The organism is Butyrivibrio sp. INlla16, assembly GCF_900104155.1.
GTDB lineage: Bacteria > Bacillota > Clostridia > Lachnospirales > Lachnospiraceae > Butyrivibrio.
Genome location: NZ_FMYB01000004.1, coordinates 1 through 15,743, shown reverse-complemented (window position 1 = coordinate 15,743; position 15,743 = coordinate 1). Strand labels below are relative to the sequence as shown.

15 protein-coding genes are annotated in these 15,743 nt (G+C 43.6%); all 15 read left to right on the top strand.

All coding sequences use genetic code 11. From position 1 onward, the window contains the following. The first annotated feature begins 348 nt into the window (after positions 1-348). The 15 genes from BLR42_RS02850 to BLR42_RS02785 all read left to right on the top strand — a co-directional run bounded on the left by BLR42_RS02850 (position 349) and on the right by BLR42_RS02785 (position 15,222). The gene (locus BLR42_RS02850) at positions 349-1,368 is read left to right on the top strand and encodes a DUF5688 family protein (protein ID WP_091866494.1); all 1,020 of its coding nucleotides are present in this window, start codon (positions 349-351) and stop codon (positions 1,366-1,368) included. Further along, positions 1,368-1,583, top strand: a complete 216-nt coding sequence (locus BLR42_RS02845) for a hypothetical protein (RefSeq protein WP_091866492.1) — start codon at positions 1,368-1,370, stop codon at positions 1,581-1,583. The genes BLR42_RS02850 and BLR42_RS02845 overlap by 1 nt, the downstream gene beginning before the upstream one ends. Before the next feature lies 1 nt (position 1,584). Further along, positions 1,585-2,655: a DUF6017 domain-containing protein gene (locus tag BLR42_RS02840; protein ID WP_091866490.1), complete on the top strand. Its 1,071-nt coding sequence runs from the start codon at positions 1,585-1,587 to the stop codon at positions 2,653-2,655. Continuing rightward, positions 2,603-3,424, top strand: coding sequence for a ParA family protein (locus tag BLR42_RS02835; RefSeq protein WP_091866488.1), 822 nt, complete (start codon positions 2,603-2,605; stop codon positions 3,422-3,424). The genes BLR42_RS02840 and BLR42_RS02835 overlap by 53 nt, the downstream gene beginning before the upstream one ends. After that, entirely contained in the window at positions 3,384-4,358 is a 975-nt protein-coding gene (locus tag BLR42_RS02830) for a ParB/RepB/Spo0J family partition protein (protein WP_091866485.1), read from the top strand. Before BLR42_RS02835 ends, BLR42_RS02830 begins: the two co-directional genes overlap by 41 nt. A 25-nt stretch (positions 4,359-4,383) precedes the next feature. Next, entirely contained in the window at positions 4,384-4,860 is a 477-nt protein-coding gene (locus tag BLR42_RS02825) for a PcfB family protein (RefSeq protein ID WP_091866483.1), read from the top strand. Then, positions 4,857-6,602, top strand: coding sequence for a VirD4-like conjugal transfer protein, CD1115 family (locus BLR42_RS02820; protein WP_091866481.1), 1,746 nt, complete (start codon positions 4,857-4,859; stop codon positions 6,600-6,602). Before BLR42_RS02825 ends, BLR42_RS02820 begins: the two co-directional genes overlap by 4 nt. Before the next feature lie 239 nt (positions 6,603-6,841). Beyond that, on the top strand, positions 6,842-7,003 hold the full coding sequence (locus tag BLR42_RS22600; RefSeq protein ID WP_170832615.1) for a hypothetical protein: 162 nt from the start codon (positions 6,842-6,844) through the stop codon (positions 7,001-7,003). A gap of 209 nt (positions 7,004-7,212) precedes the next feature. Next, entirely contained in the window at positions 7,213-8,523 is a 1,311-nt protein-coding gene (locus BLR42_RS02815) for a site-specific integrase (RefSeq protein ID WP_091866479.1), read from the top strand. Beyond that, a complete protein-coding gene (locus tag BLR42_RS02810) occupies positions 8,510-10,384 on the top strand; it encodes a hypothetical protein (RefSeq protein WP_091866477.1) in 1,875 nt (624 codons plus the stop codon). The genes BLR42_RS02815 and BLR42_RS02810 overlap by 14 nt, the downstream gene beginning before the upstream one ends. Beyond that, complete coding sequence (locus BLR42_RS02805) at positions 10,356-11,921, top strand: site-specific integrase (RefSeq protein WP_091866473.1); 1,566 nt, start codon at positions 10,356-10,358, stop codon at positions 11,919-11,921. Before BLR42_RS02810 ends, BLR42_RS02805 begins: the two co-directional genes overlap by 29 nt. Next, complete coding sequence (locus BLR42_RS02800) at positions 11,921-12,664, top strand: hypothetical protein (RefSeq protein WP_091866471.1); 744 nt, start codon at positions 11,921-11,923, stop codon at positions 12,662-12,664. The genes BLR42_RS02805 and BLR42_RS02800 overlap by 1 nt, the downstream gene beginning before the upstream one ends. Further along, positions 12,657-14,591 (top strand): zinc-ribbon domain-containing protein, encoded by a 1,935-nt coding sequence (locus BLR42_RS02795; RefSeq protein WP_091866469.1) that lies wholly within the window; start codon positions 12,657-12,659, stop codon positions 14,589-14,591. The genes BLR42_RS02800 and BLR42_RS02795 overlap by 8 nt, the downstream gene beginning before the upstream one ends. 60 nt (positions 14,592-14,651) lie before the next feature. Continuing rightward, complete coding sequence (locus BLR42_RS02790) at positions 14,652-14,918, top strand: BrnT family toxin (protein WP_091866467.1); 267 nt, start codon at positions 14,652-14,654, stop codon at positions 14,916-14,918. Continuing rightward, complete coding sequence (locus tag BLR42_RS02785; protein ID WP_091866464.1) at positions 14,908-15,222, top strand: BrnA antitoxin family protein; 315 nt, start codon at positions 14,908-14,910, stop codon at positions 15,220-15,222. The genes BLR42_RS02790 and BLR42_RS02785 overlap by 11 nt, the downstream gene beginning before the upstream one ends. Positions 15,223-15,743: the final 521 nt, after the last annotated feature.

The following is a 15,743-nucleotide window of genomic DNA, read 5'->3' as shown; positions in this document are numbered from 1 at the left end:
ACAAATAATTATCCGATAAAATCTGAGGATGCAGTAACCATGCGGGGTGCCAACACACCCAAATTACACCCGTTTTAGAAGAACTTTTCAGAGAGGTCGTAATCGGGAGTAAGAATTTATATACTCTTACAAACCACATATTAGTTTTGAAACGTGAAAATCGCTCCAAAAATGTAGCCTTTTTATCATGAGTACTGATAAGAAGATACGTGAAGATAATATAAGGCGATTTCCTTCAGAATTGAATAATGATTTTTACATAGAGCAATTATCCAGCAATGGACAATTGCTCTTTTTTTCTTGCCCGAAAACGGGTACAACCAGTATTCAATCACAGGAGGAAAAAAGATGAATTTCGAAGAATTCAAAGACACCTTTGCGACAGACGTAAAGGACACATTGGAGCGAAGAAGCGGTGAGGCCTATGAGGTTGAGACCAGAAAAGTTGATAAGATGAACGAATCTTATGAGGCTCTTACAGTGAAACAGCAGGATCAGATTATAGGGGTGAATCTTAATCTGGATAGCCTTTATAAGGAACTCGATGATGGCGCGGACTACGGTGTTCTTGTTTCAAAGGCTGCAGATATTGCATCGGACGCACTTCAGAATACACCGCAGTTTGATATCACGGAGTTCAAGGACTACGACACTATGAAGGACACACTCGCAATAGAGGTGGTGTCAGCAGAGAGAAATAAGGAGCTTCTTGAAACTGTTCCTCATAGAGAAATTGAGGATATGGCAGTTGTTTACAGATTTGTGCTTGGTGGGACAGATAATGGCGTTGGTTCAATTCTCGTAACAAATCAGATGCTCGATAACTATGGCATTTCAGCAGACAAACTTCATGAGGATGCGCTTAAGAATGCACCGGAAATCAGACCTCTCGTTATTGAGGGTATGGCTGAAGTCCTGGCAAAGCAGATGGGCGTTGATGACCTGGATCTGCTTGGCTTAAATATTCCTCCGGAGCAGGAGCAGATGTTTGTAGCTTCTGTTGAGGGTAATGTACACGGAGCCGGTGTTCTTGCCTATCAGAACTTCATGGATCAGGCTGCAGAAAGGGCTAGGGGAAGCTTCTTTATTTTACCCAGCAGTATTCATGAGGTACTTATAATTCCGGATAATGGATGCTTCGACACAAAGAGCCTCGAGAACATGGTCAAGGAGGTAAACGCTACAACAGTAGATATTAAGGATCAGCTCACAGATCACGTTTATCACTATGATGCAGAGGCAAAAGTCTTTGAACTTGCTGAAAAGTTCGAGGAGAGAGTTGCAGCAAAGTATAAGGATATTTCTAAGGACGCGGAGACCAAGGAATTACCTAAGCCTCATAAGGATCGTGGAGGCGAAGCTATCTGATGGAAAAATACGCGGAAGATAAGCCCTGGAGCTGCAAGTTCTGCTACTGGGGAACAAAGAAGGGAGAATGCACAAGGGATGTGTGTTATTACCTTGTAACTCCTAAGAAAAAACCGCGTTATAAGTGCAAAGAGAATTGTCCTTACAGTGTAGGCCAGCCGTGTATCGGCTGGTGTACACGTAAGATTTTGGAAAAGGAAGAGGGAATGAATTAAAATGGCTGAATTTGAATATTTCTATGGTCAGGAAGCTGATCTGTTTAGTTTTATAAGGGTACCTAAGCTTTTGTTTACGGATAGCAGGTTTAGGAGTGTGTCTAATGATGCGAAGATTTTATATGGATTTTTGCTTGATAGGATGAGTTTGTCTGTTGAAAGTAACTGGTTTGATGCTTATGGGAGAGTCTATATCATTTTCACTATTGCAGAGATTATCAATACGCTTGGATGTGCGAACACTAAGGCATGTAACACGTTGCAGCAGCTTGTGGATGCCGGCCTGGTCGAGAAAATAAACAAAGGGCAGGGAAAAGCACAGCTGTTATATGTGAAGAAGATCCTTTCGGATTACTCAAAGCCAAGAGTAAAAGATACTACGAGAAAACCATCTCCAACTCAGGATTCCGAAAGTCAGAATTCTGAAAATGAGAATTCTCAGAATGAGAGCCCTAGAATTACTGTTACAGGAACTCAAGAATTCCAGAAACCGGAATGTATTAATACTGAGAAAACTAATACTGATTTTATTAATACTGAAAATAACTCTATCTCATCTAATCTTATCAAGATATATCCACCTGAATACAAAGGCGATGAGACGAGAAAAGATGAGAAGGACAAAGATAAGCTGTCTGAAATAACAAAAGTCATGGAGAGTGTTACTGAGAAGATCGATGTAGAAGGACTTAAACAGAGATTTCCCTATAACCAACCTCTTATTGATCAGATTACAAAACTGATGGTAGATGTCATATCTGATGATGTGGATTATTACGTCATCGGAGGAGCCAGGAAGAATCCTGAACTGGTTAAGGATCAGTTCAAGAACCTCGATTACAGTCATGTGGCTTATGTGATAGATTCGCTGAAAAGCAATACCACAAAAGTTCGCAATATAAGGCAGTATCTTATAGCTGCACTTTATAACGCACCATTAACCATAGATGCCCACTACGAGTCGGAAGTAAATCACGACATGTCGAGGGGCATCTTTTTTGATACCAAGGAGAATGAAGATGAGCAAAGGAACAGTATATGCACTGGTCAACCAAAAGGGTGGGACAGGTAAAACACAAAGTACGGAGAATATAGGAATTGGTCTTGCGAATGAGGGAAAGAAGGTGCTTGTGGTGGATCTGGATCCGCAGGCTTCTCTGACAATCAGTCTGGGATATCCGATGACTGATGATATCCCTGTTACGGTAACGGACATCATGAGCAATATATTGCAGGAGATTCCAATTGAGCAGGGTGAAGGAATAATCCATCATAGCGAAGGAATTGATTTGCTCCCGGCAAATATATCCCTTGCTGGTATGGAGGTATCGCTTGTAAATGCCCTTGGCAGGGAAAGAATCCTGAAAGAGTATATCGACGGAGTTAAGCATGATTACGATGCTGTCCTGATTGACTGTAATCCCTCGCTTGGAATGCTGACAATCAATGCGATGACAGCTGCAGACAGACTTATAGTTCCCATGCAGGCGCAGTATTTATCCGCAAAGGGATTGGAAGCACTTCTTCAGACTGTGAGCAAGGTGAAAAGACAGATGAATCCGGGATTAAAGATCGATGGAATTCTTCTGACTATGGTTGATGGAAGAACCAACTACTCCAAGGAGATTAGTGAACTCGTAAGAAATGTGTATGGCGGCAAGATAAAGGTTTACGAAACGGAGATACCGCACTCGGTGAGAGCTGCTGAAATCAGTGCTGCAGGAAAGAGTATTTATCTGCATGATCCCAAGGGAAAAGTTGCTGAGGCATACAGAAAACTTACGAAGGAGGTGCTGAAAAATGCAGAAATCGCACGGAAACGTTCAGCTCACGAGTTATGATGACATTTTCGGTCTCGGAGCTGATGAAACTAGGAGCGATAATAGTGGGATGGGAGAAACCGATGATGCCGGTAAGGAGAAAGTTACAGATATTGCCCTATCTGATCTATATCCGTTTAAGGACCATCCCTTTAAAGTTCTGGATGACGAGGAGATGGCTAAAACTGTTGAGAGCATCAAGGAGTACGGCGTACTCACCCCGGCAATTGTTCGTCCAAGAAGTGAAGGAGGGTATGAAATTGTGTCGGGGCATAGAAGATGTCATGCTTCGGAGATTGCTGGGAAAGAAACATTGCCATGTATAATCAGGGATTTGGATGATGATGCCGCTACTATTTTGATGGTGGATGCCAACATGCAAAGAGAGAAGGTTCTTCCGAGTGAGAGGGCAAAGGCTTTGAAGATGAAGCTTGATGCTGTAAAGAGAAAAGCTGGGAGACCATCTTTAGAAAATGCGGGCCAAGTTGACCCGAATTTAAAAGGTGTCAGGTCAAACGCTATTGTAGCCCAGGAAGCCGGTGAAAGTGTTAAGCAGGTTCAACGCTATATCCGTCTCACCAACCTTCTTCCAGAAATATTGGATATGGTGGATAACAAACAGATAGGCTTCAATCCAGCTGTTGAGCTTTCATATCTTGATGAAAATCAGCAGAAGCAGTTGCTGGATGCAATGGATTTCTCTCAGTCCACACCATCACTATCGCAGGCACAGCGTATAAAGAAACTGGCGCTGAATGAAGGAATAACTCAGGAGGATATGAACGTTATCATGTCAGAAGAGAAAAAGTCAGATGTAGACAGAGTTACGTTAAAAAATGATGTGCTCAAGAAGTATTTTCCAAAGTCTTATACACCAAAGCAGATGGAGGATACAATTGTGAAGCTGCTTGATCAGTGGCAGAAAAAACGAATGCATGAGCAACATCTCGGTTAATCCTTTTTGAAAGGGGGTATTTCTTATGCAGGAGGAGGTAGAACAGAAAACGATAAACCTGGCTGTAACAACGACAAAGCTTTCATGGAGAGTGATTATTGGCGCAGTCAGGGCGTTCATAAATCATAAAAGACGAAAACAGATGATGGGACCAAAGCGATACAGAGGTAAGCAAACGGTAAAGCAGCTCCTTAGTCAGGATCAGGGTGCTACCAGCATGGTGGTAGGTGATGAGGGAATTAAAGATTTTGAGAGAATAGCAAAACGTTATGGTGTGGATTTTGCAGTAACAAAGGACAGCGCTGTAGATCCGCCGAAATATACAGTGTTTTTCAAGGCAAAGGATATGGATGCTTTGGAAGCTGTGATGGATGAGTTTGAAAAAGTGAAGGCATTCAAAAAAGAGCATCCCAGCGTTTTGCATCAGCTCGGCATTTATAAAGAAAAGGCCAAGGAGCAGATAGTAAAAGCAAAAATCCGTGTAAAGGAGATGATCAGATGACGCGAAAACAAAAGCGTATTATTCTTTTGAATCTCCCGTATGTATTTATAGGACTTATTGCAACGAACCTGGGAGAAGCATGGAGACTTTCTTTAGGAACGAATGCTACTGAACGGATAAACTCGCTGATGAGAACGTTGCCCATAGCGCTGGCGGATATTCTGCCAAGTATTCACCCTTTTGATATACTCATCGGCATAATATTTGCAGGTCTATTTAGATTGGCTGTATATCTCAAAGGTAAAAACGCCAAGAAATACAGACATGGGGAAGAATACGGAAGTGCCAGATGGGGAAAGCCTCAGGACATAGAACCTTTCATGGCTCCAAAGTTTGAGGATAATGTAATACTCACACAGACAGAACGGCTTATGTTAAATAGCAGACCGAAGATTCCAAAGTATGCCAGGAATAAAAATGTTCTGGTTGTCGGTGGCTCCGGTTCAGGTAAAACGAGATTTTTTCTATTGCCAAATCTTTTGCAGATGCACAGTTCATATGTAATAACTGATCCCAAAGGAGATCTCATCGTTAAGACCGGTAATGTCCTGAAAAAGCATGGTTATGATATTAAGGTTTTCAATACCATAAACTTTTCCAAGAGCATGCATTATAATCCGCTGCATTATATCCACTCTGAAAAGGATATCCTGAAGTTGGTGAATGCGCTTATCACAAATACTAAAGGTGAAGGAAAGTCAGGGGATGAATTTTGGACCAAAGCGGAGACGCTTCTCTATACCGCATATATCGGATATATCTATTATGTGGCACCTTATGAGGAGCAGAACTTCAATACGCTTTTGGAACTGCTCAATGCTTCTGATGTCAGGGAAGATGATGAAGATTATATGAGTCCGGTGGATATGCTTTTCAGGGATCTTGAGAGGAAAGAGCCTAATCACTTCGCGGTAAGGCAATATAAAAAATTCAAGATAGCTGCAGGCAAGACGATGAAATCTGTGCTCATAAGCTGTGGTGCAAGACTTGCGGCTTTTGATATTGCAGAGCTTCGTGAGATTACTGCTTATGATGAGCTTGATCTGGATTTGCTTGGAGACAAGAAATCAGCGCTATTTCTTATCATGAGTGATACGGACAGCACATTCAATTTCCTTATAGCACTTATCTATAGCCAGATGTTTAATCTGCTATGCGAAAGAGCTGATGATGTCTATGGCGGGAAACTTCCGATCCATGTGCGCTGTCTTGTGGATGAAACAGCCAATATTGGACAGATTCCAAATTTGGAAAAGCTGGTTGCAACTATTCGTAGTAGAGAGATAAGCGCATGTCTGTTTCTGCAGGCAAAATCGCAGCTCAAGGCTATATACAAAGATAACGCAGATACCATTGTCGGTAACATGGATTCACAGCTGTTTCTTGGTGGTACCGAGCAGACTACCCTTAAAGATCTGAATCAAATTTTGGGTAAGGAAACCATAGACATGTACAACACCGGTGAGAGTAAAGGTAATAATCCTTCATATTCCATGAACTATCAGAAGACAGGAAAGGATCTTATGACCATGGATGAGATTGCAGTTATGGATGGTGGAAAGTGCATCCTACAGCTTCGAGGTGTGAGACCGTTTTTCTCTGATAAGTATGATGTAACTCAGCATCCACACTATAAGGAAACAGCAGAGTATGATCCTAAGAACGCATATGATATTGTGAAGAATCTCAATCCCAAGATGTCGCTGAAAGATGACGACTTGTATTATGTCGTGGAAGCATAATGAATTATGAAGCCTCCAGCTTTAGCAGTTGGAGGCATTTTTACATAGGCCAGCAAAGGTCGGAGACGTCCGATACTTACTGGTCTATTTCTATGTCCAAAATCAGGTGCACATGGATAAGGGCATAACGAAACTATCAACCAGATTTTATTTTGAGAAAGGAGAGTAGTCCGAAAACTTGCGCAGTTTTTGGATGAAGGTAGGTATATGAAGTGTGTGATATGGATGAAGTATAGAGTATGAAGGTAGAGTATGAGGTGCAGGTTTCGGGCGTGGGATTACCTATAGAGCAAGACAGTGGAGGGTTAAGTGATGCTGCAAGGCTATATGCCGCAGCTTATCACCTGGTAGCACTAGCCTTCGCTATAGCTATTATAAAAGGTAACCCGGTGAGATCGTAACCAACTCTCGGAGGACGAAACCTCCCAATCCCTCTTAAACATTGAAAATACAGGCTTTATTGAGTTTTGTCGCTGATGTAAAAAAGAGACAAAACATTATAGAGACAAAACTGTTCGGAATAAAAAAGAGACGAAATGGTTTTGTCTTTTTTTCATAAGACAGCCTACCATATAATACTCCTTTAGGCCATAGGCCGGAAAGGAGAAAAATGGAAACTGTAAGAGAAAATCAGTTGGAGGAGAGGAGGCTGAAGTATGCTGTTTTTACTGTCAGGAACTGCATAGAGAATGGTGAGAGCTTTGACAGATCATTCATTGTACTCAAGAACGAGTATGGGATAATCGAACGGTTCACCAGACTGCAGGATTATGCAGGTATTTACACATACCGGACATACAAGCCGCTTCAGTCCAACCCGGAGCCAAAGCTCTACTACATATGTAAGATGCTGAATTACATACTGGTAGAGAATGGAGGCAGATTTGGGATCAGGCATGTCTTTGACATCACAAAGGATATGATGCAGGAGTTTTTTGACTATTATGCCATGTCTGCCAATTCAGATGGTACGTATCATTCAGAGGGGACGGTGGAGAGGTGCATTTCCTGCTGTACTTTTTTCATGGATGCGATATCTCGTAGGTACGGTGGCTTTGTTAAAGTCACAAAGGAAGAGCTTTATTATGAAACAACGATAAGGCTCCACACAGGAAAACTCAAAGTAAGAAAAATCCCCAAGTTTCAGGCAACCGGGCTGTTTGATGAGAGTGACGGACCGTTCAGGGATATGCCCGCAAAAGTAATGGAACAGCTTCTGCCGATGGCATTTAAGTATGCGCCTGATATTGCTTTTGGTATTGCTCTCCAGGCCTTTGCCGGTCTCAGAGCCGGAGAGGTGTGCAATGTCAGGCAGGAATCCAGCAAGTACGGAGCAGGGCTTCTCTTTGAAGAAGCAGGTGGTGCAGTCAGGAGAATCAGGATTGATCTGAAACACGAATACAGGCTCAGAAATGATGGTGCTGAGGTTGGAAAGATCAAAAAAGAACGTTTTCAGCAGGTATACCCTGATTTCATAAAGGCTTTTATGAGAGCCTATGAACTGCATAAGGCATATCTGAAGACGGTAGATTATGAAGCGGATTTTGCACCTATGTTCGTCAATTCCAATGGTCTTGCCATGTCATATGAGACCTACAGGCGCAAGTTCAAGGTGCTTATCAATGACCATCTTCGTACATGGCTTATAAGCAGTACGGATCCTGATTTCAGACGTTACGGGCAGCTCTTATACGAGAACAGTCTTAGCACTCATTCGCTCAGACACTGGTATACTGTACAGCTGGTTCTCAGAGGATGCGAAGTTGCAGAAGTCCAGTTCTGGCGCGGAGACAAGAATCCGGAAAGTGCTTTTACATATCTTCAGAACAAGGGCGACCTCGTAAGAGAACTGGAGATAACATCGGAAAAGCTCATATCATCACTTCTGGAGATCGGAGGTGAGATGTATGGGCTCGAATAATAAGTATGCGCTTTACAGAGAAGTTATAAATACTGCAAAGGAGTGCTGTTCGCTTTACAGGGATACCATTCCCGGCAGAGATAGTCTTCTCGAATTTATGGATATGAACGGATGGTTCGGCATGACGCCTGAGTTCAGAGATGGGGATGTCTGGGTGGATTCTATGAGTCAGTTCAGACCCCAGCTAATCTTGTGGCTTAAAGCGTATAAGAAGAGCAGGGAAGAAAAAATAGGACTGATGCTTGATGCATACAAGGAGACTTATCCGGATACATGCGGACGTCTCAATGCATTTTTTGAAGCAAATCAGCTTTCGGGGACTCCTTCAGCATACAAGATGACGGATTTTATACTGTCTTCAATTACCAGGGACATGATCCTGTATTCGCAGGAAGAACTTGACGCGATTATAGAAGCCGGAAATAAAGAGATGGATCTGACTGTTATGAAACTCCTGAATTCATTCCTTGACTTTTCTTATGAAGGAAATCCAATCAGTCACTGGAGTTATACATTTGAGTCACGTCAGACAGTACCACAGAACAGGGCAGCGTATACTTTGAATCAGTTTGCGGCTATTTCATATGCTGTGTTCGACCAGCGTTATTGGGATGTGCATGATCTCATAGCAAAGGCATGTTCAAGGAGAAGATTTGCTGACTTATGGCTGTTTACAGCGATGCATTTTATGGGAGCAGTGAGGAAAGGAGATTTTTCCAGGCTTCCGATACCATCACTGCCTTACGACGGTGATGAGGTCAGACGGAAGATTCTGGCAGGTGAGTATACTGCCCAGGAAGCACAGGATGTAACAGATGACCTTATCTTCAGGATAAGAATGCGGCCGAAGAGACCGCATAAAAGCAGTAAACACAGGAGTATTGCTGATCTTAAGATCCAGATTCCATTCAGTCTTCGGGAAACACTTGGCATTATCCTGTCAGTTTCGCTTTCTTACAGAGAAGAAGGAGATCCTTTTGTGGGAACAGAAAGCGATCCAAGGGATGTAACGGATTTCTTTGGAAAAGAGCTGGCTGAAGCTGTGAATGGAAAAATACTGTCAAGAAGAGCTAATAAGTCATATCTTCAGGGAATTGATGCAGAAGGGAACAATGAACCGGGAAGACCAAAGGGATATATGCTTGCATCCCTGGCAAGGAGCCATAAGTGCAGTATCGGAGGCTTATCTGATGTCACACAGGTATATCTGAAAGATGCTGCATTTACAGGATATACTCCGGAATTCATATTGATGGAGATGTATGAAAGGGGCATTTTTGGCTTTATTCCTGTACTCCTTTTGAAAATGTATGCAGGAGAGGACTTTAAGAGGATCGGTGTTACAGATCAGACAAGGCTTATAAAAGAGATTGGGCTTTCTGCGTTTCAGCTTGAAGAGATAACAGAGACGGTTACACGGTCTTATAGCAGGGCAGGAGAGGTTGTTGCGGCAGTCATGGAAGGAAAGGACAGGAATCATATCGGGAAAGTGATCCAGCGTATCGCTGCAGGCGCAGCTCCTGCGAAAAGCGATAAATTCCTGTGCCTGATGACAGCTGCCGACCTTGGATGCCCGGAGCGCTCCAGAAGCGGATGTTTTGGGTGCAGATATGAAATATATACCAAAACATCCATGCAGATGCTTATGAATAACTATGCGAAGCTGTGTGAAAGAATGAAATCCGCAGCGCCTGAGGAAAAGAACCGCATCAGAAACATCTTAAAAGAAGGTGTGCTTTCGGGGATATCTGAAATGATGTCAAGCGTTCAGATGCTTTATCCCGATGCGGATATGGAGCCTATATATCAGATAGCAGAAAGGGGACTGAAAAATGCAGATAGCGATAACGGAAGAAAATAGGGATGGATTTTCCAAAACCCTGAAGCTGGTAAGCCTTGATAAGAAGACCATCAAAGCGGCAAGGGCGAACTTTGGGCGCTTCAGGATAAATGGGGTGATACGTGGGGGCATCTATGACTCGGATGTATGGACATTGTCAGATGATCTCCATGTCAGTGAACTGGCATTTTCCATGGATGAAGACGTGTATGATCGGCATGCCGGAGCATGGCTCGGATGCAGCTTTGAGGTATACAGGGAATCAGTAAAGGCATATATAGCATTGAATCTTGGGGTTCTGGCAAGATCCACACTTTTGACAATGACAACACTTTACAGGCGGCTTACAGAAATGGACTATGGGGACGTTCTGGAACTGCCTGCTGAGGACATACCATATGTGCTGGAACTGATAAAAATGATGCCAGGCGGAAGCCCGCTTCGTGATGAAGTGATTGAAAGTCTTGAAAGAGAGCGCTTGCGTATTGCATCGACAGAAAGGCGGACGCTTGCTGAATTTAAGTATTATCTCCGTTTTGACAGAGAGCTTGGGAAATATTGGAGGGGCTGTCCGGAGGAGAGAAAAATATATTTCTTTCCGATGTATCTGTGGTGGGAGGTTACTGCAATTCTGCCGCTTCGGGTAACCGAATTCCTTCTGACACCGTATGACTGCATAGAAGAAAAGAACGGAAGATTCTATCTTACGATACGCAGGACAAAGATGAAAAAGGGCAGACACAGAGTTTCATACAAGGTTCCCTCGGATTATGAAAAAATGCAGTATGAGATCCCGGAGAGAATCTATAACGATATCAGATGGTATCAGGGGATTCATGATGATGCAGAGGCACATGGCTATAGGAGACCTGAACTTGATACGCTGTTTCTTACGTCTGCAAATCCCTTAAGCGGATATTTCTGCTATGGTATGGCCAGACTCAGGCTCAGAAGCCTGTGCGCAGAGGTCATGAATGATGAGGACTATCCGATCCATCTTGGAGATACGAGACATCTTGCCATGATCAACCTGATCCTTTCAGGCGGTTCACCGGTGATCTGCAAAGAACTGGCAGGGCATGAAAGCATAGATATGAGTTCTCATTACTACGGAAATCTATCGGGAATTGTAGAAAGCATTATATACGAGAAATATAACGGATGGGGTGATGACACAGAGTTCTCCGGGTCTGAGAAGTATTATGCGACGCTCCCGGATAAGACGATACCCGTAGAGGGAGGATGGTGCGATTCGGAAAGCATGATTTCGGGCAGCGTCAGGGATTGCTTTAAAGACTTCGATGGAGAGGACGTTATAGGAAGCTGTATGGGCTGCAGACATTTTTATCCCGAGAAGCAGGGAATTAAGCTCAGGATCATAAATGAGCGGAAAAAGGCAGTTGATGCAGACTGTGAATATCTGATGCAGATGATAGAGCTTGTCAGAAAGGGACAGGGCTATCAGGAAGATATTGCTTCTGCTATGTTGAAGCTCCATGCAGATGCAGAACTTTATGGAGATCTTCTTAAACGCAAATACAAGGGAGGATACAGGTAATGGGCAGACCCAGGAAAACAGAGACAGCTGAACTTATCAGGATAGTTGAGGAATACTTTGAAAATGAGGTTAATGGAAATCCCAGGAAACTCATGTATAACAAGATTGCGGATTACGCATCAGGGAAAGGGATTGATGCAGAGGGTTATCATTTTCGCAGAGATCCGGATGTCAAAAGAAGGATCGAGGAATTAAAGGAAAGCCTTTCGAATTCACTGGAAGATAAAGGGATCGTCTATTATAAGAGCCTTGATGTTGATGGAATTATAAGACAGTGCACAACTCTTGGAGAGCTGAAGCAGCATCTGAGAGATATAGATGCCTACTGGAAGAAGTCGTATCTCGAACTTGCGGATATGTCGAAATCATACAGCAGGATGGTCAAGGAAAGGCAGAGCGAACGCGATGAAGTGGCAAGGTGCAGGGATGAGCTTAAGGAGGCAAGAGACCAGCTTGCCGATATCAAAAAAGAGCTTGGAAGAGAGAAGCAGCAGAATGTCTGGCTCAGGCGCTTCATAAGAGAGAATGTATATCCGGAAGTGGTAAATAAGCTCCTTAGAGATCATAACATCAAGGTTGATGAAAAGGAAGATAAGATCATCAGACCCGAAGCATTTAAGAAGCTCCTTGAGTCTGCAAGACCGCAGGCATTCGATGGGGTGCAGGAAGAGATAAAAAAGCCTGCAACAAGGCTTACGAATATCATGAAAGAGCTGGAAGGGCAGGTGGACTCCATTGAGTAAGCTGATACAGGGAGTAAATGACCTGAAAACGCTTGACCCCGTTCTCGCATCGGAGTGGGATTATGAAAAGAATGATGGACTGACACCTGACATGGTGATGCCGGGATCCGGCAAAAGAGCGTGGTGGAAATGCAGTCTTGGCCACAGCTGGCAGGTCGTTATTAATACAAGGGCTGTCAGAGGGTATGGGTGCCCGTATTGCGAAGGAAGAAAGGCATGGCCGGGCTTTAATGACCTTGCAACGACAATGCCGGAGGTTGCGGCTGAATGGGACTTCGAAAGAAATGGTGACCTGAAGCCGGATGACGTATTGAGCGGAAGCGATAAACGAGTCTGGTGGATCTGCAAACGGGGGCATCATTGGAAAACTGCTGTATATCAGAGAAAGGAAGGACATGGATGTCCTGAGTGTGCAAATCTGACAATGCTTGTCCGTAAGGGAGTAAATGACCTTGCATCTGTCAGACCGGATCTTGCACAGGAATGGGATCATGATAAGAATACGTTTGAACCGGATGAGCTTTCATACGCCTCCGGTCAGGTGGTATGGTGGAAATGCAGTCTTGGTCATACATGGCAAAGGTCGATAAATGCCAGAATGTTCAGAGGTCAGGGATGCCCGTATTGTGCAGGACAGAAGGTCTGGCAGGGTTTTAATGATCTGGCAACTACAATGCCGGAAGTAGCAGCTGAATGGGACTATGACAGAAATGATGATCTTACACCAAAGGATGTGACTGCAGGCAGAGATCTTAAGGTCTGGTGGAGGTGCAGTAAGGGCCACAGCTGGAATGCATATGTATATGCCAGAAAAGCCGGAAGCGGATGCCCTGTATGCGCAGGTAATATCCTGATTCCCGGTGTCAATGACCTTGCAGGTGTAAGACCCGATCTTCTTGCTGAGTGGGATTATGAGCAAAATAGTGATAAGTCTCCTGAACAGGTCGCAGCCGGAAGCTCAAAGGTTGCATGGTGGAAATGCAGTAGAGGTCATTCATGGAAGGCTGCGATATCAAGCCGTGTGAGAGGAAATGGATGCCCTGTATGTGCAGGGAAAAAGGTTGTTATTGGAGTAAACGACCTTGTAACAGTAAATCCCTCACTGGCAGATGAGTGGGACATACAAAAGAATGAATTCAGTCCTGTGCAGATAACGTCAGGCTCATCAAGGCGTGTCTGGTGGAGATGTTCTAAGGGCCACAGCTGGAAGGCTTCAGTTGCAGCAAGGGATAGAAGCAAGACAGGCTGCCCCTATTGTGCAGGAAAAGAGATACTTCCGGGATTTAATGACTTGAAGACTTTGTATCCTGAAGTTATACAGGAAAGATGGGATTATGACAGGAATAAAGATATAATGCCGTCTCAGATAGCTTCGAATTCAGGATTAAAGGTATGGTGGCATTGTGAAAAAGGTCATGTCTGGGATTCAAGACCCGGAGATGTCATAAGAAACGGCTGCCCTGTATGCAGCAATAGACGTGCAATGGCAGGCTGCAACGATCTTCTGAGCATACATCCTGATATCGCAGAGGAATGGGACTATGAGGCAAATGAAGGTCTCAGACCTGAAGATGTCACATATATGACAGGCAGAGTATGTAACTGGAAATGCAGAAAAGGGCACTCATATAAGCTGAGCGTCTACAGCAGGCATAAAGGGGTAGGATGTCCTTATTGCGGTGGAAGGAAGGCGCTGGGCGGCTTTAATGATCTTGCTACTGTGTCGCCGGAACTTGTAAAAGAATGGGATTTTGAAAGAAATCAGGATATAAGCCCCAAGGAGATCCTGCCATTCAGCAATCGCAAGATATGGTGGAAGTGCAGTAACGGCCATCATTACAGGAGCAACCTTAACGCCAGGAATAAAGGGCATGGATGTCCGTATTGCTACGGACTGTTGCCTTCAAGGACGAGACTCGTTCCATGAAACACAAAAAGTATTGCAAATTGTCTTACATTATAGGATAATTGAATCAGAGGTAGACATATGGATTTTGAGTGGGACGAGGAAAAAGAACAGAAAAACATAATCAAGCATGGAATTGATTTTTCAACAGCAGCACTTGTATTTGGTGATGATGACAGGATCGAATTCTATGACGAAGAACACAGCCTTTATGAAGACAGATATATTACCATTGGGTTGGTCGATGATGTGCTGACAGTCGTATACACCATGAGGACTGATACATATCGCATCATATCTGCCAGATTAGCCACAAGGGCGGAACAGGAGGAATACTATGGCAATTAAGAAGGTCAACATTGATGTTAAAAAGAAACCAACAAAAAAACAGACGGAGATGATAAAGGCAGCAAAAAATCTGCCGGTGACCTTTGATGAGGATTCTCCGGAACTGACGCCTGACCAGCTTAAGCGTTTTCGCAGGATTTCCGAGGAAAAGAATGAGGATCGCAGAAAAGGAACGGTCACGTTAAGACTTACACCCAGAGCGCTTCGTAAGGCAAAATCTCTTGGCAAAGGGTATACCAGTGTCCTTTCCAGAATACTGGAGGATGCGTTGGATGATCCCCAGGTCATAGAGAGTCATTTGTAATCAATGAGCGGATTGTCAGGAAGAACATTCCTGGTGATCCGCTTTAATAAACACTGAAGATACATGATAAGTAAATATAGTTTTTGTTAATGAAGGACTGCAAAATATAGCAGTCCTTTTTGTATGGAGGTAAATATGAAGAGGATAAGAGCACCTACCGGCGAATCCCGCTGCATACGAATGGAATCTATGAGATTTCAATGTTAAGGGGAATGTGGCATGACAACTGAATACTGGAATGAGTTCCATAAAAGCGCACCCGGCGCAGATGGTCGGCAAACTATGAGCACCGGATGCAGGGAGTCCAAAGACTCGTACAAATTATAACACGGGAAAGGGACAGATATGGAAACTCAAAGAAACTGCGAGACCCAAATAATTCATTTGAGAATAAGGAGGATGGCCAAAAACGCAGTTAGAAAGGGTGGAATTTTGAGACAAAATTCGGCTCTTTTTATATTTGGGTTTCGTACAAAAATACAAAAAACGACAAAAAAACAGCAATCTGCGTTTTTGGTTTC